The 23,858-nt window shown below is 37.8% G+C and carries 26 protein-coding genes; 2 read left to right on the top strand and 24 right to left on the bottom strand.

The genetic code is table 11. The annotated features are described in order from the left end of the window. Positions 1-47: 47 nt before the first annotated feature. The 5 genes from rpsO to fmt form a co-directional block, all read right to left on the bottom strand. Positions 48-314 carry a 30S ribosomal protein S15 gene (gene rpsO / locus RGT18_RS05845; protein ID WP_028077272.1) on the bottom strand — a complete coding sequence of 89 codons (267 nt, stop codon included), beginning with the start codon at positions 312-314 and terminating at the stop codon, positions 48-50. Positions 315-452: 138 nt separating this feature from the next. After that, a complete protein-coding gene (locus RGT18_RS05840) occupies positions 453-1,241 on the bottom strand; it encodes a hypothetical protein (RefSeq protein ID WP_028077271.1) in 789 nt (262 codons plus the stop codon). A gap of 236 nt (positions 1,242-1,477) precedes the next feature. Further along, positions 1,478-2,575: a radical SAM family heme chaperone HemW gene (gene hemW / locus RGT18_RS05835; protein WP_037403233.1), complete on the bottom strand. Its 1,098-nt coding sequence runs from the start codon at positions 2,573-2,575 to the stop codon at positions 1,478-1,480. Continuing rightward, positions 2,565-4,370 carry a translation elongation factor 4 gene (gene lepA, locus RGT18_RS05830; RefSeq protein WP_028077269.1) on the bottom strand — a complete coding sequence of 602 codons (1,806 nt, stop codon included), beginning with the start codon at positions 4,368-4,370 and terminating at the stop codon, positions 2,565-2,567. The genes hemW and lepA overlap by 11 nt, the downstream gene beginning before the upstream one ends. Next, the gene (gene fmt, locus RGT18_RS05825; RefSeq protein ID WP_037403210.1) at positions 4,371-5,309 is read right to left on the bottom strand and encodes a methionyl-tRNA formyltransferase; all 939 of its coding nucleotides are present in this window, start codon (positions 5,307-5,309) and stop codon (positions 4,371-4,373) included. 111 nt (positions 5,310-5,420) lie between these two features. Here fmt and rpsT point away from each other — a divergent pair, with 111 nt between their 5' ends. Next, positions 5,421-5,687, top strand: a complete 267-nt coding sequence (gene rpsT, locus RGT18_RS05820; protein WP_006525443.1) for a 30S ribosomal protein S20 — start codon at positions 5,421-5,423, stop codon at positions 5,685-5,687. Between the two features lie 26 nt (positions 5,688-5,713). Here the strand turns inward: rpsT and RGT18_RS05815 are convergent, their stop codons facing one another. The 10 genes from RGT18_RS05815 to RGT18_RS05770 form a co-directional block, all read right to left on the bottom strand. Beyond that, on the bottom strand, positions 5,714-6,385 hold the full coding sequence (locus RGT18_RS05815) for a class I SAM-dependent methyltransferase (RefSeq protein ID WP_338175546.1): 672 nt from the start codon (positions 6,383-6,385) through the stop codon (positions 5,714-5,716). Next, positions 6,375-7,781 carry an RNA polymerase sigma factor RpoD gene (gene rpoD, locus RGT18_RS05810; protein ID WP_245580888.1) on the bottom strand — a complete coding sequence of 469 codons (1,407 nt, stop codon included), beginning with the start codon at positions 7,779-7,781 and terminating at the stop codon, positions 6,375-6,377. The genes RGT18_RS05815 and rpoD overlap by 11 nt, the downstream gene beginning before the upstream one ends. Then, positions 7,759-9,522 carry a DNA primase gene (gene dnaG, locus RGT18_RS05805; RefSeq protein ID WP_028077266.1) on the bottom strand — a complete coding sequence of 588 codons (1,764 nt, stop codon included), beginning with the start codon at positions 9,520-9,522 and terminating at the stop codon, positions 7,759-7,761. Before dnaG ends, rpoD begins: the two co-directional genes overlap by 23 nt. Before the next feature lie 12 nt (positions 9,523-9,534). Next, the gene (locus RGT18_RS05800; RefSeq protein ID WP_006525439.1) at positions 9,535-10,914 is read right to left on the bottom strand and encodes a glycine--tRNA ligase; all 1,380 of its coding nucleotides are present in this window, start codon (positions 10,912-10,914) and stop codon (positions 9,535-9,537) included. 748 nt (positions 10,915-11,662) lie between these two features. Beyond that, complete coding sequence (gene recO, locus RGT18_RS05795) at positions 11,663-12,415, bottom strand: DNA repair protein RecO (protein WP_028077264.1); 753 nt, start codon at positions 12,413-12,415, stop codon at positions 11,663-11,665. Continuing rightward, positions 12,408-13,307, bottom strand: coding sequence for a GTPase Era (gene era, locus RGT18_RS05790; RefSeq protein WP_037403207.1), 900 nt, complete (start codon positions 13,305-13,307; stop codon positions 12,408-12,410). The genes recO and era overlap by 8 nt, the downstream gene beginning before the upstream one ends. After that, a complete protein-coding gene (locus tag RGT18_RS05785; RefSeq protein ID WP_028077262.1) occupies positions 13,298-13,699 on the bottom strand; it encodes a cytidine deaminase in 402 nt (133 codons plus the stop codon). Before RGT18_RS05785 ends, era begins: the two co-directional genes overlap by 10 nt. An 11-nt stretch (positions 13,700-13,710) precedes the next feature. Beyond that, positions 13,711-14,046 (bottom strand): diacylglycerol kinase family protein, encoded by a 336-nt coding sequence (locus RGT18_RS05780; protein WP_028077261.1) that lies wholly within the window; start codon positions 14,044-14,046, stop codon positions 13,711-13,713. Then, entirely contained in the window at positions 14,036-14,494 is a 459-nt protein-coding gene (ybeY, locus tag RGT18_RS05775; RefSeq protein WP_028077260.1) for an rRNA maturation RNase YbeY, read from the bottom strand. The genes RGT18_RS05780 and ybeY overlap by 11 nt, the downstream gene beginning before the upstream one ends. A gap of 1 nt (position 14,495) precedes the next feature. Then, positions 14,496-15,458 (bottom strand): PhoH family protein, encoded by a 963-nt coding sequence (locus tag RGT18_RS05770; protein ID WP_037403227.1) that lies wholly within the window; start codon positions 15,456-15,458, stop codon positions 14,496-14,498. Positions 15,459-15,601: 143 nt separating this feature from the next. Between RGT18_RS05770 and RGT18_RS05765 the strand changes: the two genes are divergently transcribed. Further along, on the top strand, positions 15,602-16,219 hold the full coding sequence (locus RGT18_RS05765) for a hypothetical protein (protein WP_028077259.1): 618 nt from the start codon (positions 15,602-15,604) through the stop codon (positions 16,217-16,219). A 24-nt stretch (positions 16,220-16,243) separates the two neighbouring features. On the opposite strand, the gene RGT18_RS05760 is transcribed toward RGT18_RS05765, so the two are convergent. From RGT18_RS05760 to ftsZ, 9 genes are all read right to left on the bottom strand, one after another. Beyond that, positions 16,244-17,119 (bottom strand): MBL fold metallo-hydrolase, encoded by an 876-nt coding sequence (locus tag RGT18_RS05760; protein WP_028077258.1) that lies wholly within the window; start codon positions 17,117-17,119, stop codon positions 16,244-16,246. Between the two features lie 127 nt (positions 17,120-17,246). Next, on the bottom strand, positions 17,247-17,429 hold the full coding sequence (rpsU, locus tag RGT18_RS05755; RefSeq protein ID WP_006525429.1) for a 30S ribosomal protein S21: 183 nt from the start codon (positions 17,427-17,429) through the stop codon (positions 17,247-17,249). Between the two features lie 189 nt (positions 17,430-17,618). Further along, the gene (deoC, locus tag RGT18_RS05750; RefSeq protein ID WP_028077257.1) at positions 17,619-18,260 is read right to left on the bottom strand and encodes a deoxyribose-phosphate aldolase; all 642 of its coding nucleotides are present in this window, start codon (positions 18,258-18,260) and stop codon (positions 17,619-17,621) included. After that, positions 18,247-19,716, bottom strand: a complete 1,470-nt coding sequence (locus RGT18_RS05745) for a UDP-N-acetylmuramoyl-L-alanyl-D-glutamate--2,6-diaminopimelate ligase (protein WP_028077256.1) — start codon at positions 19,714-19,716, stop codon at positions 18,247-18,249. The genes deoC and RGT18_RS05745 overlap by 14 nt, the downstream gene beginning before the upstream one ends. 15 nt (positions 19,717-19,731) lie before the next feature. Beyond that, entirely contained in the window at positions 19,732-20,463 is a 732-nt protein-coding gene (locus tag RGT18_RS05740; RefSeq protein WP_028077255.1) for an RsmE family RNA methyltransferase, read from the bottom strand. A gap of 30 nt (positions 20,464-20,493) precedes the next feature. Then, the gene (locus tag RGT18_RS05735) at positions 20,494-21,759 is read right to left on the bottom strand and encodes a hemolysin family protein (RefSeq protein WP_028077254.1); all 1,266 of its coding nucleotides are present in this window, start codon (positions 21,757-21,759) and stop codon (positions 20,494-20,496) included. A gap of 157 nt (positions 21,760-21,916) precedes the next feature. After that, positions 21,917-22,138: a hypothetical protein gene (locus RGT18_RS05730; protein WP_028077253.1), complete on the bottom strand. Its 222-nt coding sequence runs from the start codon at positions 22,136-22,138 to the stop codon at positions 21,917-21,919. Positions 22,139-22,254: 116 nt separating this feature from the next. After that, positions 22,255-22,707 carry an NUDIX hydrolase gene (locus tag RGT18_RS05725; protein WP_051240866.1) on the bottom strand — a complete coding sequence of 151 codons (453 nt, stop codon included), beginning with the start codon at positions 22,705-22,707 and terminating at the stop codon, positions 22,255-22,257. A 56-nt stretch (positions 22,708-22,763) separates the two neighbouring features. Continuing rightward, entirely contained in the window at positions 22,764-23,846 is a 1,083-nt protein-coding gene (ftsZ, locus tag RGT18_RS05720; protein WP_006525422.1) for a cell division protein FtsZ, read from the bottom strand. Between the last annotated feature and the right edge of the window lie 12 nt (positions 23,847-23,858).

The raw sequence follows: 23,858 nt of genomic DNA, 5'->3' as shown, positions 1-23,858 counted from the left end.
TGTACACCTGAAGTACAAAAAAAGCAGTTCAATGTCTGCTTTCACAATTACTTTCTTAATCCTAACTTCTGAACTAATTCACGGTAACGGTTAACATCATGCTTCTTGAGGTAATCGAGCATCTTTCTTCTACGACCAACCATCTTTAATAGACCACGGTTAGAAGAATAGTCCTTCTTATTAGCCTGCATATGTACAGTTAATGTGTTGATCTGGTGTGTTAATAGAGCAACCTGTACTTCAACAGAACCTGTGTCACCTTCCTTACGACCAAAATCCTTTGCAATCTGTGCTACTGTTTCCTTTGATAACATTTCATTTTCCTCTTTCTTTCTATAGAACTTCCAAACCGAGCATAACTTTTGAGGATACGTCACCCCCAGCAAGAAAGCCATTAGATAATAGCATACAATCCCTATGTATGCAATATTTAAAACCCAAATCAAGTCTGATTACAAGTCTTTCTCGAAAAATAGTAATGTATATGTTTCTCCTGGAATAGCATTATAGAAATATATCGAATCATCTTTAAACTTTTCACCTGTATGTAAAGATGAAAACATGATTGTTCCTGTGTCAACTGTATATCCAGCACTATCAATTAATTTATAACCTATACTGTCATAAGTTATATTATCGCTACCACTGAGTTTTTCTCCATATACAGTGAAGCTTATTGATGGCGTGAAATCTTTTGAGTAGTTGTATTCAACAGACTGTATCTGAATAACTGATGGAACATCTTCAAAATAACCATACGAATTGAGATCTAATGGAAAAGTATTGAATTGAATATTTACATCTTTTAATGGTAATCCCGATAACACTTCACAGTTTACTTCATCAAATGCAAATTCATTAGACTGATATACTGAAAAATAAACCTTGCCATGGCTCGATTTTCCTGTTGTAATTTCAGATTCTGAAATTCTAACATTTGCAAGATACTGTTCCCCTCGCACCTTGCTAGTATAATAATCAAAATCACTAACAGAAACATTTTTAGTCCCTGTATAAACAACTTCATTTTCATCATTTACAATACGTATATTTACTGTTGCAGCTGATGCAAGTAGTTTATTATTTTTATCAGCAAGTCCAAAAAACAGACTGTAATCATTGGTATGCTCATTATACTGAAAAGACCAGTCAAGCAGTCTCTCCACTTTGGGTTTTAACATTGAGCAGCCACTCAATAAAAATGTAAAAATGATTGCAAAAATAGTAATTAACTTCTTCATAACCCTTCCCCTTTGTATGAACTTCTCATTATAGTTTTGTATACATAATAAAATGTTGGCTGATTAATAGATTGACTTTAGTAATAAAATCAATATTTTCCTATTGATTATACACTGTATATGTATCTTATTTCTACATTTTTCAAAATTAAAACCCATGCATTATATGATAAATCATATAATGCATGGGTTTTAATAAATTGATTCAATTGTTTCTAGAAGCATTCATTTGTATACTACATAAACTCCAATAAAATACTGTTTAGAATTTCAAATCCTTTTTCACTACAACGAAGACGGTTTTTTTCAAGGATGAGTTTTCCTTCATTACATAACTTATTAATCTGAGTACGATAAACTTCTAATACGGATGTGTGGAACCTTTCTTCAAAGAGTTGGATATGCATTCCCTCTTTTAAGCGAAGTCCCATCATGATTGCTTCAAACATTTGTTCTTGGAGCGCTAAATCGATCGTATCTTTGATAGATGGTTCTTCGATGTACTTTCTTACATTCTTTGGAATATCATAACGTATGCTTCCTTCAAGTCCACTTGCACCACAACCAATGCCATAGAAGTCTTGATAGTTCCAATAGGCACAGTTATGTTGTGAAATCATACCTGCTTTCGTAAAGTTACTAATTTCATATTGTTGATAGTCATACTGTGGAAGTATCTTACAAATCCATTCATACATATCTGCTTCGATATCATCATCAAGATGTTCATATCCCTTTTTCGCAAAGACTGTATTTGGTTCTATCGTTAATGAGTATAACGATAAATGTGTTGGTTCTAGTGCAATCGCATCCTTCACTGACTTTTCTAAAGATTCCATGGTCTGTGTAGGTAATGAGTACATTAAATCTAGTGAGATGTTATCGATACCATACTTACGTAATAGTCTCATCGTTTCTGCGACATCTTTTAGTCGATGATGTCGGTTCATCATCTGTAGTAGTTTTTCATCTGATGTTTGAAAGCCTATGCTTGCACGGTTAACACCGTGTTTTTGTAATATCTTTGCTTTGTATTCATCAAATGTTTCCGGATTAATTTCAATCGTATATTCCTGTACCATGCGTGCATAAGGATCCAATAAACGAAGTAATTGATCTAGTTGTGATGAAGATAGTGCAGTTGGTGTACCACCACCGATATATATCGTCACAAGATTTTCATTGATGTGACGATTTTGAATATCAGTTGTAATTGCCTCTAGCCACTGTTCTGCGACAGTTTCTTGATAGCCTACATGACAGAAATCACAGTATGCACAGATTGTTCTACAGAATGGTACATGCAAGTATAGATGCTTTGGTTTAGTTATCATCATCCATTGATAGAACAGACATGAACGCTTCCTGTGGAATCTCTACAGATCCTACTGCCTTCATTCTCTTCTTTCCTTCTTTTTGTTTCTCTAGAAGTTTCTTCTTACGGGAGATATCACCACCATAGCACTTAGCAAGTACGTTCTTGCGCAAGGACTTGATGTTTGTTCTAGCAATAATCTTACCACCAATGGCAGCCTGTACAGGAATCTCGAATTGTTGCTTAGGGATGAGCTCCTTTAGCTTCACTGTAATTGCAGAGCCACGTGCATACGCTTCTGAGCGATGAATAATCACTGATAGTGCATCGACATTTTCGCCATTCAATAGAATATCCATACGCACAAGATCTTGTGCACGATAGCCAATTAATTCATAGTCTAATGAGGCATAACCCTTTGAACATGACTTTAACTTATCAAAGAAATCAAAGATGATTTCCGAAAGTGGTAATTCATAAATAATCATGTTTCTGCCTGTATCAATGATTTCCATTGTCTGATAAATACCACGCTTATTTTGGCATAAATCCATGATTGCGCCGATATAAGTATCTGGCACCATAATACTTGCCTTTACATATGGCTCTTCGACACGGTCGATTCTTGCTGCATCTGGCATTCTAGCTGGGTTATCAATTTCTACCATGGAACCATCTGGCAGGTATACATGATAGATAACGGATGGTGCAGTTGCGATAAGGTCAAGATTATATTCTCTTTCCAAACGCTCCTGAATAACATCCATATGCAAGAGTCCTAAGAATCCGCAACGATAACCAAAACCTAAGGCTTGTGATGTTTCTGGTTCATACTGTAAGGATGCGTCGTTTAACTGTAATTTATCTAATGCTTCGCGTAAGTCACCATATTTGGCTGCATCTGTTGGATATAGACCGCAATATACCATTGGGTTTAACTTACGGTAACCAGATAAAGGTTTCTTTGCTGGATTGTCTACCTTCGTTACTGTATCACCAACACGTACATCTTGAATCGACTTGATTGAAGCCGCGAACCAGCCTACATCACCGCACATTAAAGTATTCATCTTTACTTCACGTGGATTACGAATGCCTGCTTCTAGTACTTCATATTCTGCACCAGTTGCCATAAAACGAATCTTATCACCGACGGAAAGACTACCCTCGCGGATACGAATCAGTGCGATAATACCACGGTATGGGTCATAAAAGGAGTCAAATACTAATGCCTGTAGTGGTGCGTTTTCATCTCCACTTGGTGCTGGAATATGAGATACAATCTGTTCTAATACTTTATCAACGTTTAATCCGCTACGAGCAGAAATGAGTGGTGCATTACTACAATCCAAACCGATGATATCTTCAATCTCGCGGATTGTGACATCAGGTTGAGCATTCATCATGTCTACTTTGTTAATAACAGGTAGGATTTCTAGATTATTATCTAATGCTAGATAGGTATTTGCGAGTGTTTGTGCTTGTACGCCTTGTGTAGAGTCAACGACTAAAATCGCACCCTCACAAGCCGCTAGTGAGCGTGATACTTCGTATGTAAAGTCGACGTGACCCGGTGTATCAATTAAATTAAAAAGATACTCCTGTCCATCTTTAGCGGTATAGCTTAGCTGTACTGCATTGAGTTTAATTGTGATCCCACGTTCTCTTTCTAGATCCATTTCATCTAGAAGTTGTGATTTCATATCACGTTCTTTTACCGTTTCTGTCATTTCAAGAATACGGTCTGCCAATGTCGATTTGCCATGATCGATATGGGCAATAATACAGAAATTTCGTATGTGCTTTTGGTCCATTTACTCAAATACCTTCCCTATCATATTTCTACCTGCACCATTGGCATAAGCATCTGCTGTCATTCTGCTCTTGCCTTCTGGCTGTAGTTCATAAACTTCGATAATACCGCCAATGCTTGCGACTTCCATCGCATGATTCTTGAAGCCTAAGATTTCTCCAGGTTTAACTTGATGGTCTTCTTTTCTCATTCTAACCTTACAGAACTTCATACGCTTTCCACCAACCACACCATATGGCATTGGCCAATCAATTAAACCACGAATGTGGTTATAGAGAGTCTGTACATCCTCTACCGCAAACTGTACTTTTTCTTCTTCCTTTGTAATGTTTAATCCAAGGATTACTTTATTATCATCCTGTGGTTCTCCCACTAATTTTCCTGCAATGTAATCTTCTAAATTATCCTTGACTAGTTGCTTACTTAAGACAAGTAAACGCTGGTTTAATTCTGCCATCGTTTCATCTTTGCCAAGTGGGGTTGTGACTCTTGCATAGATATCTCCTGCATCCATGGCTTTTGTCATCTGGATAAGACTTACACCTGTCTCTGTTTCACCACCCATGACTGCGTGATGAATTGGTGCTCCTCCACGATACTTTGGTAAAAGTGATGGATGTACATTAATACAACCATAACGTGGATATTCTAGAATGCGTACTGGTACGAATTGACCATACGCACAAGTTAAGATTAACTCTGGTTCATATCGTAATACATCATCCACGTGTTCCTTCAAAAGATCTGGTTGAATCACCGGAATCTGACATTGATCTGCTAATACATGTATTGGTGTCATCTGGATGGTATGCTTTCTACCAACCGGTTTATCTGGTTGAGAAACAACGGCTACGACATTATATCCTTCGTCAATTAAAGTCTGTAATATACCGCTAGCAAATTCTGTTGTACCAAAAAATATAATTCGTATCTGTTTCATCTCTCATACCTCCACCGTGATATTATACCCTACTTTTTTGGGGTTTTCATTGCATTTTATACTTCACTTTGATATAATCCTAATGCTAATAAGTGGACAGGAGGTGTACTCATGGCAAATATCAAGTCACAGAAGAAGCGCGCACTAACTAATCTGAAAAGACAGAATGCGAAGGCTGGACAGAAGAGCGAACTAAAGACAGCAATCAAGAAGGTTCTTTTAGCTGTAGAAGCTAAGGACGTTGAAGCTGCTACTGCTGCTTACAACACAGCAAATAAGTGCTTAGACAAGGCAGTTGTATCTCATATCAAGAATAACAACTATGCTGCTCGTCAGAAGTCAAGACTCGCTAAGGCTGTCAATTCCATTCAGAAATAAAAAACGTGGATCTAAGAACCGCGTTTTTATTTTGCCTCTAGCCAATACTTCTTTTGTTGTAACAATTCTTTACGATAGTCATCGTTATGAGGATACTTTGCTAAAACACCACTAATAAAGGCAATCTGGCGATCACAATAGGAAAGATATTCTTTCCCCTTTTTTTGTTGGAGATAAACTCCACAGAGAATCTCATCATCACGATATGATTCATGATAGTCCGTTGTAAAACTGATTGCGATATAATCGAAATCACGCTCTGTAATTAACTCTTCTTGATCAATCGTATAGTGATGATCGCTAATCCATTTCCGTAAAAGTTCTGGTTTACGATTGACTTCAACAATCAGTTGTTTACAAGTAGACAAGCGTTTTTTCCCTGCAGCTTCAAGGATATCTTTTGCTGTATAGTAGCCCATACCAGCAATCACCACAACGTCCACATCTGTTGGTACATGTTCAAAGCCATCGGATAAGATTGTCTCAATTTGACCATCAAGATTTTCCGCTTGAATATTGCGTTTGGCAATCTCTAATGGTCCCTTTGCAATATCACAAGCGTATGCTTTTTGTACCTTTTTATTTTTGATTGCTAGAATAGGAAGAAAGGCATGGTCTGTACCAATATCTGCCAAGACCACGCCTTTGTTTATCATATCCGCAATTTTCTGGATACGTAAATTCATCTTACTTGTCAAAGAAATCCTTTAATCTCTTTGAGCGTGAAGGATGTTTCAATTTACGTAGTGCTTTTGCTTCAATCTGACGAATACGTTCACGTGTAACGCTAAATTCACGTCCTACTTCTTCAAGTGTACGTGTACGTCCATCATATAAACCAAAACGTAAGCGTAATACCTTTTCTTCACGTTCTGTTAGACCGCTCAGAACGCTATTGATTTCATCCTTCAATAACTGATTACTTGCGTATTGGTCCGGACTGAGGGCTTCCTTATCTTCGATAAAGTCACCTAAGTGAGAGTCATCTTCTTCACCGATTGGTGTTTCAAGTGATACAGGTTCTAAGGCTATCTTTTGAATTTCTCTTACCTTTTCAGGAGAGATGCCTTCCATACGTTGGCTAATTTCTTCTGCAGAAGGATCACGACCTAATTCCTGAACCAATTGACGCTGTACACGTGTTAACTTATTGATTGTTTCTACCATGTGTACTGGAATACGGATTGTTCTAGCTTGATCTGCAATTGCACGTGTGATGGCCTGACGAATCCACCATGTTGCGTATGTAGAGAACTTGAAGCCCTTTGTATAGTCAAACTTTTCAACTGCCTTTACAAGACCCATGTTACCTTCTTGAATTAAATCTAAAAACAACATACCTCTACCAACATATTTCTTAGCGATAGATACGACCAAACGTAAGTTACTAGAAATCAAGATATTTCTAGCTTCTTCATCGCCTTCTTCAATACGCTTTGCGATTTCAGGTTCGTCTTCTGGCTTTAAGAGTGGTACACGTCCAATTTCCTTTAAGTACATCTTAACAGGATCATTTAACTGTACATTACCACCTGAAGAAAATGATGTTAGATCAAGTAGATTAGATAATGGTTTTTCCTCATCATCTTCATCTAAATCATGATCTTTATCGTCAACATTTTCATCCTCTTCATTATCAACATCATCGTCCAATAGATCTAAATCATCGTCTTCTGTAGCAGTGAGTTCTTCAATATCATCATCTTCAGCAATTTGGATATTCTCTGTATTGAACCAATCCCAGAGTTCATCCATATCATCGTCAGACATATCTAAGTGCTCTAAGGATGCCATGATATCTTTCTGTGCAATGGAACCGCTCTTCTTCGCAATTTCCTTATAATCTTCTTTGAGTTCATCAAGGTTCTTTAATTCTTTCACCTTACCCGAACGCTTATATGTATCAATTTCTTTTGTGTCTTTCTTGTTGTCTTTCACTTTTGTCTTTTTCTCTTTTACTTCTTTTGTTTTCTTAGGAGTTTTTTCTTCAATCACAACTCCCTTTGTCTTTTTGGAAGTTGCTTTTTCTACTACAACTTCCTCTTTTTCTTTCTTTGAAGCTTTCGTAGTTTTAGTTGCTTCCTTCTTCTTCATCGAGATACCTCCTCAGTTCTTGAATGCACTTTTGGTATTTTTCCATAAGTACCTTTTGACTCATATCGTTAAGACCAGCTTGTGAGAGTTGTTCGTAATACGCATCTCTCTCCTTCTGCAATGTTGTAATTTTTACCTTGCGAATGGCGCCCTTTAGGACTGCTTCGTCATAGTCAATATCATATGCAGGCATGGAAACTAGTCTTGTTAGTAAATCCTTTACTTCTTGCTTATTCGTGCGGTCAATCAAATGACTTGGATCAGCGTCTTGGAATGTATGTAAACTATCAATAATTAACATCGCCAATAGCTTGTGTGTCTTGTCATTTAAATACCCTAACTCTACTTCAAATGTATGAGCATGTGTTGATGACTTCAACATCATCATCAGTATTAAGTCTTCCGCATCAAGCGAACCATCCGGAATCGTCAGTTTCTTCTGTATGGTTTGGTTGATTGACCTATTTGATGTTTGCGGTATATAGTCAACTGGCATATGTGTCATTTCAGCCAATTGTTGTGTAAAGTATCGGCGGTCTACTTCGTCAGCTAACGTCGCAATATCTGCTTGTAGCTTACGAACCAATTCTTTTTTATCCGAGTAGTTATTTAGATTTGTCTGTGCTACTTGGTATTCAATCACAAACTCCATCCAAGTAACTTCATCTTTGAGAACACTCTTTAAGCCTTCATTTCCTTGTTCGCGTACAAGTTCATCTGGATCTTTTCCCGTCAAATTGCGAATCACCGATACATCACAGCCTGCTTTTCTTGCCATATGAACTGCACGTAAGGTAGCAGCTTGCCCAGCACGATCGCCATCATAGCAGAATACAATCTTCGCAGCGATATTCTTTAACAGATGAATCTGTCTTTCTGTACAGGACGTACCAAGTGTACACACTGCATTGAAGATACCAGCCTTGGCAAAGGCAATGACATCTGTTACACCTTCACATACGTAAATCTTTCCTTCCTTACGAGCAACAGCCTTTGCACGGTGATAGTTATATACAATATCACCCTTGGTAAATATATCTGTTTCATTTGTATTGATATACTTGGAAGGATTATTTGGATCAAGGATACGTGCACTAAATCCAATCGGATTTCCATATTGGTCATGAATTGGGAAAGTAATACGACCAGCGAAGGTATCATGGATACCAGATTCATTGATACGTATTAAATTCGTACCATTCATATCCGCATCACTAAAACCTTTGGCATGTAAGAAGTGATATAACGCTGTTTGATTTGGATTATAGCCAATCTGAAACTCTTGGATCAAATCAGCGGTCATCCCACGCTTTTCAAGATATTTCTTTTCACTAAGTGCTTCAACTGTATCAAGTTGATACATCATATACTGAATCGCCGCATTCATAACATTGTATAATGCTTCTTTATGAGGATCTTTGCTAGACCTTTGTTTAATATCAACATCAACCTGCAAAGGATAATTAATCAAAGACGCAACTCTACCAACAGCTTCAGGGAATGTGATATTTTCATAGTTTTGTACGAATGTATACACATTACCACCACTACCACACACAAAACATTTATAGATTTTCTTTTCTGGAGAAATAGACATCGATGGATCATGATCATCATGGAAAGGACAAATCGCCACATAGGAATTCCCTTTGCGATGAACCTGAATATAGTGACCGATGACATCGACAATATCCGCTTTTTCACGAATGGCATTTATATCATGATCACTTATCTTTGCCATATTCCCTCCTTCTTAGAAACGAATTTCCTTACAAATCTTGTTACGTACTTCTTCTACAGTCATACGTTCCTGTTCCATAGAATCACGGTAACGGATTGTAACTGTACCGTCTTCCATTGTCTGCTCATCAATTGTGATACAGAATGGTGTACCAACTTCGTCTTGACGACGGTAACGCTTGCCAATAGAACCTGCTTCATCATATGTCACTGTGAAGTCATAGGATAATTCATGACGAATCTCTTCTGCCTTTTCAGCGTACTTCTTACGAAGTGGTAAGATTGCAGCCTTAACAGGTGCTAGCACTGGGTTAAAGCGCATTACTACACGTGTCTCACCATTTTCAAGTGTTTCTTCATCATATGCATCTGTAAAGAACATGAAAAATAGACGTTCAACACCCACTGCTGGTTCAACTACATATGGAAGATACTTCTCATTCGTAATTGGATCTAAGTAGGTCAAATCCTTACCAGATGTATTCTGGTGTTGTGTTAAGTCGTAGTCTGTACGGTCTGCAATACCCCAAACTTCACCCCATCCCCATGGGAACTTGTATTCGATGTCTGTTGTGCCCTTTGAGTAGAATGATAATTCTTCCTTCTCATGGTCTCTGAAACGTAAGTTTTCTGGATTTCCACCCAACTTTACAATCCAATCCATGCAGAAGTTACGCCAATATGGGAACCACTCATCATCTGTACCTGGCTTGCAGAAGAATTCCATTTCCATCTGTTCAAATTCACGTGTACGGAAGATAAAGTTACCTGGTGTAATTTCATTACGGAAAGACTTACCAATCTGGCAGATACCAAATGGTAGCTTCTTACGATATGCACGAGCCACTTGCTTGAAGTCCACAAACATACCCTGTGCTGTTTCAGGTCTTAAATAAATTGTATTCTTAGAATCTTCCAATGTTCCTTGGAAGGTCTTAAACATCAAGTTGAACTGGCGAATGGATGTAAAATTATGTCCACCACAATCAGGACATGGAACGTTATTATCCTTGATGTACTGTTCCATCTGTTCATTGCTCCAACCCTCTGGATTTACTGTTCCATTGGAGAAGGATTCAATTAACTGGTCAGCACGGTGTCTTGTATGACACTGCTTGCAGTCCATTAAAGGATCAGAGAAACCCTTTAAGTGTCCTGACGCTTCCCAAACCTTAGGATTCATTAAGATTGCTGCTTGAATCTCTTCGTTGTTTGGATCTTCTTGTATAAACTTCTTTTGCCACGCACGCTTGATGTTATCTTTCAAATTAACACCTAAAGGGCCAAAGTCCCAAGTATTACTCAAACCACCATAAATTTCTGAGCCTTGAAATACAAATCCTGTATTCTTTGCATGCGAAACAATTAAGTCGAATGTCTTTTGTCTATCCATTGAAATCGGACCTCCATAATATTCCCTTCAAATCTTGTTAAGTATAGCATTTACGAACTGTATTTTCAATGTCACAACACGTCATTTCACCGCATTAAAAGCATACTTTGACACATGGAAAATCCTCTAGGTCATCTTGCCCAGAGGATCATAATTTACGGATAAGTAATGCTCTCCTAACGATTCCTATCTTTTGATTTGAATGTATTTCATCTAACGATAATTCTAATGCTAGTGCGAATGCCAAAACTGTTGGCTTCGATGGTTTATATAATCTATCAGAACGTATTTTTGAGAATGGTTTGCAATTAATATTTGCTTTCTTATAGCAATCTACATTACGCATGCCACTCACATTGATCTTTCTTAATAGCATTTCCAAGAAGCTTTCATCTATATCTTCCAGAAAATGCGTAATGGATTCAATATTGGTGGAACTACTTGTTGCCTCTTCTTTGAATTAACTTGAGCATTCTTTGATGCATGTATAATCAATTTTTTCAAATCCCGACCTTTGAAGCAATTCTAAATCAGAATATAGTTGTCTATTTCTTCATTTCAACACTAACATGATAAAAACCATACACTTGTGCGCATAGTTCATGATGGTCAAAGAAAGATGGGGTCAATATTCGCCCCATCCTTCTTTACAATCCATTTTTCGACACCCCATCTAATTTTGAAACGCCGAGATTCAAACTCAATGCAGTTTTCAGAAAAATCATTCTAATTTACTGGTTCGTTTTCTTTATATAATCGTATGCAAATGCATATAGAAATCCATTGATTTTAATTGGATATCCGCATGGATATATAAGATATCTACTAAGTACTGTAAATCCTTCATGTCACCTTCGATATACCGATTGACGATACCAATTTTCTCAAGTCCTGCTTTACATAATAAACGGAAACGACGTAAGTCTTCTGTTTTCATAAATGGAATATGATGTTCTTCCGCATGTTCTTGACACAAGAAACCTCCATCCTTCGGACTTACCGTAACAACATGGGTATTTCCACAGGTGACACATGCATCCACATCTGGCAATAACCCCGCAAGTTCTAGCATATCCGCAAATAGTAAAGATAGTACTAGTGTTGGATCATAGCCTTCATCTAGTTTTGAAAAAACAATATCCAGGAATGCATACTCATCGCTATTTGTCATATCGCTGCTTGCTTGTAGTGTTAAAACATTGATGAGTTCAGCCGCAACTGCAGCTGCGCTAGAGGCTGCAATATCTTCATGCATGGAGCGATAATACTCCTTACAACGTGCATTCTTCAAACGGAAGATTGTCTTTGTTTCATTATAATCAAATAGGATTTCTGTTTTTGTATAAGGCATGATAGAGCCAGCATTCTTGCTAGTCATCTTGCGTACACCTTGTGCTACAAAGGATAACTTTCCATACTCTTTTGTAAGTACAGTGAGTATCACATCTGCCTCACGATAGTCGCTTTGCTTTAATACAAAACCAGTGATGCGGTCATTCATCTCGACTTGCCCCACCATATCCATATTCAGTGATACGGGCATCTCGTGAGCGCCATTCATTTTCTACACGAACAAATAATTCTAAGAAGACCTTCTTACCAAGTAACTTTTCAATATCTTCACGTGCTAAAGAACCAATCTTCTTTAACATCTGTCCTTGCTTACCAATCATGATGCCCTTTTGGCTATCACGTTCTACAAGTATCATTGCTTGGATATAAACCTTATCCTTTTTGAATTCTTTATTTTCAATCAGTACTGCAGCCGCATGAGGAACTTCATCTTCTGTTTGGATAAGAATCTTTTCACGGATTAACTCCGCAATACGGAAGTTTTCTGCACCGTCGCTTGTCATCTCTGCCGGATATAATAAGTCACCTTCTGGAAGATACTTGCTTGTCGTCTTGATCAGATCTTCAAAGGAGCGTCCAAATTTCGCAGATAATGGGAAGTATTCCGCAAAGTCATAGCGCTCTTGCCACTGTTGAATTACTTTCACAATCTTCTCAGGCTGCATCTTATCCATCTTATTCAAGACTAAGAATACTGGTAAACCTGTATTTTTAACCATGTTTAAAACAAACTCATCACCCTTAGCGTATGGAGTACTAGCATCCACAACAAGATAGATTAAATCCACACCCTGAATAACATCTGCAGTTTCCTTGTTCATACGTGATTCTAAGCGGAATTTAGGCTTATGAATACCAGGTGTATCCGTAAAAATAATCTGGCAGTTTTCATCTGTGTAAATGCCACGAATCTCAGAGCGTGTTGTCTGAGGCTTGCTTGATACAATGGCTACCTTTTCACCAATCAAGGAATTGATTAAAGTACTTTTACCAGCGTTTGGTCTTCCCGCTAACGCAACAAAGCCACTTCTCATCGACATACATCCTCTGTTGTAAATTGGTAAGGTAATAATTCATTAATGCATGTATCCATCTCATCTTTACGATTGGATAGATAGATTGGCGTATCACCTGTAATAAGTTCACTTAAGACCTGCCGGCAAATTCCACATGGTGCCGCAATACGATCTCCATCACTTACAATCGCAAGTGCTTCAATTGTTTCCTTACGATAACCATTGGAGTAAGCCGCAAAGATTGCGGAACGCTCACCACAATTGGTTGCTCCAAAAGAAGCATTCTCAATATTTGCACCCCAGAATACTTTTCCATCTTTGGTTAGAACAGCTGCTCCAACATGGAAATTGGAATATGGAGCGTAACTATTTTCCATTGCTTTAAAAGCCTCTTCAATTAATTCTTCACGTGTCATAATGACCTCCTTTAAATCAGATGATGAATGAAAACCAAGATACCAACACCTAGTGCAATCAGCGATGCAAATAATACACCACCAGCAGCTAAGTCTTTGATATATTTAATCTTTTCATTTCTTTCTGTTGAATATAAATCACATAGTTTTTCAATGCATGTATTTAAGATTTCCGTTATTACTACAAGTCCAATACAAAGAAGTATCGCAAGCCATTCATAATAATTACAACCAATTATCCATGCTGCAATACACGCTAGTATCGCAAGAAAATACTGTATCTGTACACTCTTATCTCGAAGCGAAGATACAAGCCCTACAAATGCCACATAGAACTTATTTTTCATTGCGACTAATAATCGGATCTAAGATCCTATCCTGTAAGGCGAACATTTTCTTCTCATCGTCTGGATTCATATGATCATAGCCCAAGCAATGCAAAAGTCCATGCGTGAATAAGAATCCCATTTCTCGCTTTTCAGAGTGACCATATTCTCTTGCTTGTTTTCTTACATAATCAATGTTGATAAAAAGATCACCTAGGTCCTTTTCTTCATCTGGGATGAAAGCTTCTAAACCATCACGAATCGCAAAACTAATTACATCCGTTGGTCGATCAATCCCACGATAATCGCGGTTGATGATATGAATAGTACGGGAGCGAACAAACGTAATACTGATTTCTAAATCTTTTGCTAATTTGAGCTCCTTCTCTGTACGCTTTGCGATTGACTGGAAGAATTCCTCATATGCATGTATATCTTGGTTGGTTTTATTGATATATGTGATTTCCATATTAGCCTCGCTTCTTCAAAGACAATTCACGTCTTTGTTCATCTTCTTTGCTGTAGCGTTCAATAATCTTCTGTACGATAGGATGACGTACGACATCATCCGCACTTAATTCCATAATTCTAATTTCACTTAAACCCTCTAGGATACGGGTAGCCTCAATAAGACCACTGGTCTGATTATGATTTAAGTCAATCTGGGTAACATCACCAGTGATAATCATATGAGAGCCAAAGCCAAGTCTTGTTAGGAACATCTTCATCTGCGATGCGGTTGTATTCTGTGCTTCATCCAAGATGACATATGCATCATCCAGCGTACGACCGCGCATATACGCAAGTGGCGCAATCTCAATCGTACCCTTTTCTATTAACTTCTCTGTCTGTTCATTACCCAACATGTTATGTAACGCATCATAGAGAGGTGTTAAGTATGGATCGACTTTCTCCTTTAAATCACCTGGTAAAAAGCCTAAGCTTTCTCCCGCTTCTACAGCAGGGCGTGTTAGAACGATACGCTTTACATCACCCTTCTTTAATGCACTAACTGCCTTTGTGACTGCTAAGAATGTTTTACCAGTACCCGCAGGTCCTATCGCAAATACAACCGCAGCACTATCCATTGCTTTGGCAAAAGCATACTGTCCTAACGTCTTAGGCACAATTGCCTTTCCACTCATTGTTCTGCCGATAATTTCAGAACTCATTGACGAAAAGTCAATTGTCTGTTCTTTCGCTAGTAAGCGGCTAGCGTAGATAACATCCTGTTCACTGATGACTTTATTCTGTTCTGCAAGCGTCATCAATGCTGTTAAAACACGTTGAATCAGCAGTAGTTCTTCATCACCGCAATCTCTAACAAAAAATGTATTATCTCGATAAGAAATATCTTTTTCAAATTGCGAACTTAAAACAATTAGATTTCTATCATGATTACCAATGATATTCATCGCAATCTGCTCTTTCATTCCCTCTAAGTGAATTGATTTTATATTTTCCAAAATAATGTCTCCTTAGTACCAATATCTTAACAGGTATCTCCATAGTTGAAAATGCTTTACGCTCAGTTTGGTTTTATGCTAAACTACTTAATACAAAAGGAGTTATCCAAATGAAAAAAAGAATAATGATTCTATTAAGTTTGATGCTATTAACTGGATGCACAAAACAAACAGTTCAAACATCAAATACTTCAAATACAAATAACACAAGCACAAGTGAGAATTCTGGTGGATGTGCCGCCTTTGCAGAATGTGAATCAAGCGAAGATAAAGCAAAACTCTACGAAGATTTACTAGCGGCTAAAAACACTCCATTTGAAAAAGCCACGATGGAAGATGTTGTTTCCTACATTGAAAACAAAGAAAGTCACATCGTATTCCTCGGCTTCCGTGATTGTCCTTGGTGTCAAGATTTAATACCTATCTTAAATGATGTTGCCATTCAAAAGAACGTTAAGATTAAGTATGTTAACGTACGTCCAGAAAACACAAAAGAAAGCGATCTACGTAACGAAAACAATTCAACTTATGTCAAACTCCAAGAGTTACTTGGTGATGTCTCAGGAGATGGCACAAATAAGATTTATGTTCCATATGTAGCTGTGATTCGTGATGGTAAAGTTATAGGCTTCATGTTAAGTTTTGATTATGATGCACATACAGTACAAATTACAGAAGCACAAATCGAAGAATATAAAACACGATTAAATGAATTATTGGATAAATAAACTCCGACTAGCGGAGTTTATTTTTTAGTTTCCTTTATAGCATTGCTCAAGATAACCACGTTTTGCGTTAGCCTCTGTATCATCTCTTTCATCAAAACCATCATACGGTGCTTTAGGGTCATGAATTTTTGGTTTTCTTCGGAGTGAATTACAGATTTCATCAATATGTGCAAACGCAAAAGCAAAGTCATTCGTCCATCCTGTATGACCTGTAATTATTTTTAACTGTAGATTACGTTTTTCAAGTATCTCTTTCAGTCTCTGTAATGATTTACATTGAAGCTTACGGTCTTCCGCAAGTGTATTTAGAAATGCATAACCACCATCTGCACCAAGCCAAATCGTATCTCCAGTAAATAGATAACAGTCATCAATCAGATATACAAGATGTCCCCAAGTATGGCCAGGTACTAAAAACGCTTCAATCTTAATATTACCAATGTAAAATACCTGCTCATCTTCAATTAGTATTTTGGGATTATTGATGATGACCTGTGGTAATGTTGTTAAGCCCCAGAAGACTTTACGATGCTTACGACCTTCTAAGTATTCATTCTCTACTTTTCCAATATAGATTGTAGCATCGCCGAAAAGTTCATCACTGCCTTTTTCAATTGCACCAACATGGTCTGTATCTTGGTGGGTAACGAGAATCTCTTTAATATCCTTTGGATTTATATCAAGCCACTGCAGCTTCTCTGCAAATCGGTCATAGTTATAGCCTGCATCGATCATAATCGTATGTCCATCTTTGGAATAAAAATAGATATTCGCAACATACTCTCTGATACAACTTACTCTGTCATCAATAAAACCTGTGTTTAAAGGCTTGAAGATTTCCTTGCCTTTAAACATAAAAGACATAAACTTCACTTGAAACTTTGAGTCGTTCTTAGACATGATTATTCACCTTTTTCTAAATAAAATCGAATTATATTTATGGTTAAATACTAGTCGCAAATTAATTATAACAAACTCAAATCAAGATAGTACAAAAAACATAAAAAAAGAAATGCTTGCGCACTCCTTATTTTCCTCTTCTTCTCGCTTTACGAGCAGCTTCGATCTTAAGCTTTCTCTTAACACCAGGCTTAACGTAGTACTCTCTCTTACGAGCTTCGGCGAGGGTTCCATTGCGGGATACCTGACGCTTGAAACGGCGTAGCGCATCATCCAAATTCTCATTTTCTTTGAGGACGACTCTAGACATTCCTAACCCCCCTTTCTCTTTTATAAAGCATTAGTATCATACCAAATCCATTACACCATTGCAAGATATTTATACGATTATTACACAGGTTTTTTACGTAATTATGATATAAATCTCCTATCAAAAAGCAGATACATTTTCGATTACGAAAATATCTGCTTTTTTGTTCATTCACTTTGTGAATAGGAATTATTCTTTAATTAATTCAACGCCAGCAGATGCTCCGATACGCTCTGCACCAGCTTCAATCATTGCCTTAAAGTCTTTCTTTGTACGAACACCACCAGAAGCCTTTACCTTTAAACGATCACCAACAGTTTCCTTCATGAGTTTAACATCTTCAACCGTTGCACCACCTGTCGAAAAACCAGTGGATGTCTTCACGAAATCAGCACCAGCTGCTTCGGCATCCTTACATGCACGTACCTTTTCTTCATCTGTTAAAAGACATGTTTCGATAATTACCTTCAGTGTTAAATTACCGCATGCATTCTTAATCTGACGAATTTCATTGGTTACATAAATATCATCATGGTCTTTTAATTTACCAACGTTGATAACCATATCAACTTCTTGTGCACCCTTTTCGATTGCGTCCTTTGTTTCAAACACTTTTGCTTCCGTTGTCATTGCACCTAGTGGAAATCCCACAACAACACAAAGCTTCACATCAGAGCCTGCTAAAGCAGCCTTTGCCGTAGGAATCCAACATGGATTAATACAAACTGACGCAAAATCATTTGCAACTGCTTCTTCACACAACTTAATAATTTGCTCACTTGTTGCGTTAGGTTTTAAAATTGTATGGTCGATATACTTACTCGGTTTCATCTAGTCCTCCTTCATCACCAAAATAATATTTCTTCAATACTTCATGGCAGATGACATCATCACCTTCATAGGATTCACGTCCAAATTCACGAGCAATGAACTTTTCATTGCTTTTTCCTAATACCAAAATGGTATCTCCTTCTGAGCATAATTCAACTGACTGCCGAATCGCATCATAGCGATCTTCAATAATCACATAGTTCTTATGATGTATACCTTTGGCAATATCTTCAGCGATTTCACGTACGCTTTCACCACGTGAGTCATCTTCCGTTAAGATAATCATATCACAATAATGGTCTAGTATCTCACCGAATATTGGACGTTTGGCAGTATCACGCTTACCTGCACTACCTGTAATCGCAATGATTCTACAATCCTTTGGTGTGATGGAAGAAGCGTATTGGCATACCTTTTCAATACCGTCTGCAGTATGAGCAAAGTCTACAATTAGATTGAAGGGTTGGCCATCTTGGATGCGTTCCATTCTTCCTTCCACTTGGTTTAAGTGCTGAATGTAACTGGCAATATCATCCATGGATACGCCCTTTTGATGTATTGCCGCAATCGCAGCTACAAGGTTATAGATATTAAAACGTGCGATGAGATTTGTCTCTAGGCGATAATCATGATCATTTACATGCAAAGTAAACCGTGTACTGTCTTTTAACAAATGATAATCTGTGACACGATAGTCAGCCTCATAATCAATACCATAAGTAAACACCTTCGCCTGCGTATCTTGAACGATCTTCATTCCACTAGGATCATCAACGTTTACAATCGCAATCGCCTCTTCTTTTAGCTGGTCAAACAATTTCTTTTTCGCATTGAAATAGTTTGTCATCGTGCCATGATAATCTAAGTGATCATGGGTCAAGTTTGTAAAGATTGCGACATCAAAGTCTATCGCATCCAATCTTCCTTGATCAATTGCAATAGAAGAAGCTTCATAGGCACAGTTCTTAATTCCTGCATCTACCATGTCACGCAAGATACCATGTACTTCATCGATATTTGGTGAGGCGACAAGTGGTGGTAGTTTTACATTGTTGTATTCAATGGAAATTGTACCAACATATGCGGTTGGTTCAATTTGATTCAAGATGTTACGAATAATCCAAGCAACGGATGACTTACCATTTGTACCTGTAACACCATACATCGTCATATGGTGGCTAGGATAATCATAGAAACTATCTGCGACCTGATTAAAGACATGTACAACATCCTTCACCTTGATGTATGTAATATCAGGATTAATCTTCTCTATTGGCTCACTATGCACAATGACAATTGCACCATTTGCAATCGCTTCATCGATATGTTCGTGACCATCATTTACGAGTCCTTTGACACAGAAAAAGATAGAGTTCGGTCGTTTCTTACGACTATCATCCATCAAACTCTTAATTTCAATATCCGGTACATTTTCAAAAAAATCTGTTAATTTCATTTGTCTTACCCTTTATTAAAGTGTATTCTCATATGCTTCATTTCGTTCACTAATGACAGCACATGCATACATTGCTGCCGTTTCTGCTCTTAGAATACGTTTCCCTAATGTAATGGCTTCAAAACCATTCTGTTGTAAAAACTCTACTTCCTCAGATGCAAAACCACCCTCTGGTCCTATCACAAACGTAACGGACTGTCCTGGCGATAAAACCTCTGTCATAAATTTTGATTTAGAGTATGCATTTTCATATGGCAGTACGTTAACATCAGAGCGATACTTTACAAGATCCTTTAGCTGCACAATTGGTGTGATTTCAGGAATCCGATTTCGTTTGCACTGTTCTGCAGATTCTTGGAGAATATCGATTCGACGTGCTTGTTGTTTATCTTCTTTTTCTTTCTTAGCACGCACAACACAACGTATGGACTCAAATGGCACAATACGTGTTACACCGAGTTCACACGCCTTCTGTAATACAAGCTCGAACTTCTCTTTACGAATGAGTCCCATCGCAAGTGTTACTTCAACACCAATCTCATTGATGCGCTCATCTTTCTCTAAAACCATCGCAACAAAGTCTTTTCCTTTGCTGTAGGCATCCGCAAAATACCCAATTCCATCATAAACCAATCGAATCGTTTCGTGATGTAAACGAACAACATTCTTAGCATGATGTGCTTGGTCTTTATTAAAGATATATTCTTGACCTACCACGAGCGGTGTATCACTGAAGTATTGTTGCATAACTCCTCCCATAATCGAAAAGAAAACGAATTACTCGTCTTCTTTATCTGTTTCTGTTTCTTGAATTGTTACTTTAACTTGTAACACAGTTCTTTGATCTGCTTCTGTAACTGTGACATGCAGATTCTTATAATCAAATGATTCACCAACCTCAGGGATGTGACCAAGACGATAAATCACCCAACCAGAGACAGAGATATATCCCTCATCTTCATCATCATCTTCGATGTCGAAACGATCAAACATATCATCCACTTCTGCATCACCTTTAATGAGGTATGTTGTATTATTGATTTTTGTATAGAACTCTTCAACAATATCGTGTTCATCCCAAATTTCACCTACGAGTTCTTCGATGATATCTTCAACAGTAATAATACCATCAGTACCGCCAAATTCATCTAGGACAACAGCCATATGTGTCTTGTTTGTTTGTAGCTTCTTTAATAACTGAGAAATCTTTGTGTTTGGACTTGTATAAACAACCGGCTTTACAATCTTGCGTAAAGATGTTTGGTTGCGATAAATCAACTCATAGAAATCCTTCTCATGAATGACACCAATGATATGGTCAATCGATGACTCATACACAGGTAAACGTGAATATGAATTCATACGATATACTTCTTCAATCTTTTCAATTGGATCGTTAACATCTACCGCAATAATATCCACACGCGGTGTAAACACATCCATAACTTCAAGATCATTAAACTCGATAGCTGCAGAAATTAAGTCGGACTCATGTTCTTCAAGGTCTCCATCCTTTTCTGCCTCATCGACCATCGTAATCAATTCATCTGCGATATCGGGGTCATCTTCTTCGATATGAATAACCTTACTAACAATCCACTGCCACCCCAGCATCAACCAAGTAATTGGTGTTAATAAGACTTGTACAAGCTTTACAAATCCAACTGTATATATCGCAACCTTTTCAGGGAATTGCTTTGCAAGTGACTTTGGTGTAATCTCACCAAAAACCAATACTAAGATTGTGATAACTGCTGTTGATACAGTTGGGCCATTTGTACCAACCCACATTGTAAATAACAATGTACCTACAGTCGCTGTAATAATGTTGACAACATTATTACCAATTAACGCTGTGACTAAAAAACGATCAAAGTTTTCAAGAACTTTTAATACTTCACCTGCTTTTTCCTCACCATCACTATACATATTCTTCAAACGAATTTTATTCGCTACAGAATATGCTGTTTCTATAGCCGAAAAAAGACCCGAAAAGAAAACAAGCACTATAATCGCTAGAATATACTGTCCTGCTTGATTCATATGCGGATCTCGCTTTCATTTGTCATATTAATACATATATTGTCTTCCGGCGGAACTGATGAACCCTCCAAAATAAACACTCACCTTTCTTACTAATGTTGGAATTATACCACAATAGTGAAAAATCATGCAATAAAGCATGCAAATCCATCAGTGACTACTTCTTTTGAAAGACATTCATCTTCACATGGTAATGAGGACAAACAGGCTTTTCAAAACTTACAGTATATCCACATTCCGAACAATCGCACTTCGGTAAATAAACAATTCCATTCACATTACTTTCATCAACACGTGTATGATGGATCCAATGTGGTAATCGTTTCTGTAAAGATGCCATCGTTGATTCATTCTTATTAACTTTTACACCAGATGCCATATCGAAACCAACCTTTCACTTTCATTATATCGGATATCATTTAAGAGCATTTTGAAAAGTATATGAAAAGTCGCATAGCGAATATGCGACTGTAAAAACAAATCTTTCATCAATTTTTAAATCTTTGGATAAATATCTTTTTCAATCATTTCAAATGGATTCTTCTTGAAATTCCAACATCCAACTTTACCGCGATAGTAAAGCATGTTTTGAAGCATCTCATGCACAAGTGCATCTTTTACCATAAGTTTAGCATCCATCCTATTGACCCACTTTACTTCTTGGCTACTGCCGTTAGCTACAAGTTCTCCACTTTCATACTTGCAAATAAAGTCTACATTTACATTGTTAAATGTTAGGTCCTTGTTGATTCCAACAAGATCAAGAATCGTGACCTTCACACCTGTCTCATCAAAAATAATTCTTTCAAGCGCATTTTGTAGTGATTCATGTTCTGCCACAAATCCTGTTGGACACTCCCACCCACGGAAAGCATTTTTGACGAGTAATACTTCGTCATTTTCATTCACAATTAAACCACTTACGGATACATGATGATTGTACTGCATAACTACCTCCCCTTTATGATAGATATGAAAAAAGAGGACACAAATGCCCTCTTAAATTAACCTCTTCTAAAGAAACCAGGAATACTGTCGCTTGCATCAGAAGTTGAAGAGCCAAATACAGCAGAGTCATCATTCTGTAATGAAACACCACTCGCTGGCTTTGTGGAAGGAGCAGCCTTCTTTTCTTCTTCCTTCTTAGGTTCAGACAACTCGAAACCTGTAGCGATAACAGAAACGATAATTGCATCGCCAATCTTGTCGTTAATAGCTACACCGAAGATGATATCGATATCATTACCAGCTGCTTCACGGATGAAGTCAACAGCTTCAGATGCATCAAATGCGGACATGCTTGTACCACCAGTAACGTTAATGATAGCACTCTTCGCACCAGCAATCTGTGCTTCTAGTAATGGAGATTGAATAGCGCGTGCTGCAGCTTCTCTAGCCTTGTCATCGCCATCAGCCATACCAATACCGAATAATGCGGAACCTTGACCCTCCATAACACTCTTAATGTCCGCGAAGTCCAAGTTAATCATTGCAGGAACAGCAATCAAGTCAGTAATTGTCTGTACGCCTTGACGTAAGATATTGTCTGCTTCTTTAAACGCATCCTGGAATGGAATATGTCCGATTACTTCTAACACTTTATTATTAGAAATGATGATTAATGAGTCTACATATTCCTTGAGCTGTTCAAGACCCTGTTCAGCATTTCTTTCTCTTCTCTTACCTTCGAAATTGAATGGCTTAGTAACGATACCTACTGTTAAGCATCCAAGTTCCTTAGCAATCTTTGCGAATAATGGGGCTGCACCTGTACCAGTTCCGCCACCCATACCTGCTGTAAGGAATACCATGTCGGCACCTTCCATAGATTTACGGATTGCGTCTTCGCTTTCTACAGCTGCCTTGCGTCCGTTGTCTGGGTTACCACCAGCGCCAAGACCTTCTTTACCTAACTGAATCTTATTTGCAACTGGAGAAATATCCATTGCCTGAAGATCAGTATTAGCGATATAGAATTCAACACCCTGAACGCCTTCCTGTACCATGCGGTTTACAGCGTTGCTACCTGCTCCGCCGACACCAAATACCTTGATTTTTGCTACCTGGTTGTAAGTTAATTCTGCCATAACGTTTACCTC

Source organism: Solobacterium moorei, from assembly GCF_036323475.1.
GTDB lineage: Bacteria > Bacillota_I > Bacilli_A > Erysipelotrichales > Erysipelotrichaceae > Bulleidia > Bulleidia moorei.
This window is presented reverse-complemented; position numbering and strand designations above follow the sequence as displayed.

What these genes read in the sequence shown, in the direction of transcription:
- era (WP_037403207.1), bottom strand. Translation starts at nt 13,307, where the DNA reads ATGTCGATGAGAAGTGGCTTTGTTGCGTTAGCGGGAAGACCAAACGCT.
- deoC (WP_028077257.1), bottom strand. Translation starts at nt 18,260, where the DNA reads ATGAAACCGAGTAAGTATATCGACCATACAATTTTAAAACCTAACGCA.
- rpoD (WP_245580888.1), bottom strand. Translation starts at nt 7,781, where the DNA reads ATGAAGAAGAAGGAAGCAACTAAAACTACGAAAGCTTCAAAGAAAGAA.
- rpsO (WP_028077272.1), bottom strand. Translation starts at nt 314, where the DNA reads ATGTTATCAAAGGAAACAGTAGCACAGATTGCAAAGGATTTTGGTCGT.
- RGT18_RS05800 (WP_006525439.1), bottom strand. Translation starts at nt 10,914, where the DNA reads ATGGATAGACAAAAGACATTCGACTTAATTGTTTCGCATGCAAAGAAT.
- recO (WP_028077264.1), bottom strand. Translation starts at nt 12,415, where the DNA reads ATGAATGACCGCATCACTGGTTTTGTATTAAAGCAAAGCGACTATCGT.
- RGT18_RS05725 (WP_051240866.1), bottom strand. Translation starts at nt 22,707, where the DNA reads ATGCAGTACAATCATCATGTATCCGTAAGTGGTTTAATTGTGAATGAA.
- RGT18_RS05760 (WP_028077258.1), bottom strand. Translation starts at nt 17,119, where the DNA reads ATGTCTAAGAACGACTCAAAGTTTCAAGTGAAGTTTATGTCTTTTATG.
- RGT18_RS05770 (WP_037403227.1), bottom strand. Translation starts at nt 15,458, where the DNA reads ATGAAAGAGCAGATTGCGATGAATATCATTGGTAATCATGATAGAAAT.
- RGT18_RS05730 (WP_028077253.1), bottom strand. Translation starts at nt 22,138, where the DNA reads ATGGCATCTGGTGTAAAAGTTAATAAGAATGAATCAACGATGGCATCT.
- fmt (WP_037403210.1), bottom strand. Translation starts at nt 5,309, where the DNA reads ATGAAACAGATACGAATTATATTTTTTGGTACAACAGAATTTGCTAGC.
- RGT18_RS05745 (WP_028077256.1), bottom strand. Translation starts at nt 19,716, where the DNA reads ATGAAATTAACAGATTTTTTTGAAAATGTACCGGATATTGAAATTAAG.
- RGT18_RS05735 (WP_028077254.1), bottom strand. Translation starts at nt 21,759, where the DNA reads ATGAATCAAGCAGGACAGTATATTCTAGCGATTATAGTGCTTGTTTTC.
- rpsU (WP_006525429.1), bottom strand. Translation starts at nt 17,429, where the DNA reads ATGTCTAGAGTCGTCCTCAAAGAAAATGAGAATTTGGATGATGCGCTA.
- ftsZ (WP_006525422.1), bottom strand. Translation starts at nt 23,846, where the DNA reads ATGGCAGAATTAACTTACAACCAGGTAGCAAAAATCAAGGTATTTGGT.
- RGT18_RS05840 (WP_028077271.1), bottom strand. Translation starts at nt 1,241, where the DNA reads ATGAAGAAGTTAATTACTATTTTTGCAATCATTTTTACATTTTTATTG.
- RGT18_RS05740 (WP_028077255.1), bottom strand. Translation starts at nt 20,463, where the DNA reads ATGCAACAATACTTCAGTGATACACCGCTCGTGGTAGGTCAAGAATAT.
- lepA (WP_028077269.1), bottom strand. Translation starts at nt 4,370, where the DNA reads ATGGACCAAAAGCACATACGAAATTTCTGTATTATTGCCCATATCGAT.
- RGT18_RS05785 (WP_028077262.1), bottom strand. Translation starts at nt 13,699, where the DNA reads ATGACACGTGAAGAATTAATTGAAGAGGCTTTTAAAGCAATGGAAAAT.
- ybeY (WP_028077260.1), bottom strand. Translation starts at nt 14,494, where the DNA reads ATGGAAATCACATATATCAATAAAACCAACCAAGATATACATGCATAT.
- rpsT (WP_006525443.1), top strand. Translation starts at nt 5,421, where the DNA reads ATGGCAAATATCAAGTCACAGAAGAAGCGCGCACTAACTAATCTGAAA.
- dnaG (WP_028077266.1), bottom strand. Translation starts at nt 9,522, where the DNA reads ATGGCAAAGATAAGTGATCATGATATAAATGCCATTCGTGAAAAAGCG.
- RGT18_RS05780 (WP_028077261.1), bottom strand. Translation starts at nt 14,046, where the DNA reads ATGAAAAATAAGTTCTATGTGGCATTTGTAGGGCTTGTATCTTCGCTT.
- RGT18_RS05765 (WP_028077259.1), top strand. Translation starts at nt 15,602, where the DNA reads ATGAAAAAAAGAATAATGATTCTATTAAGTTTGATGCTATTAACTGGA.
- hemW (WP_037403233.1), bottom strand. Translation starts at nt 2,575, where the DNA reads ATGATAACTAAACCAAAGCATCTATACTTGCATGTACCATTCTGTAGA.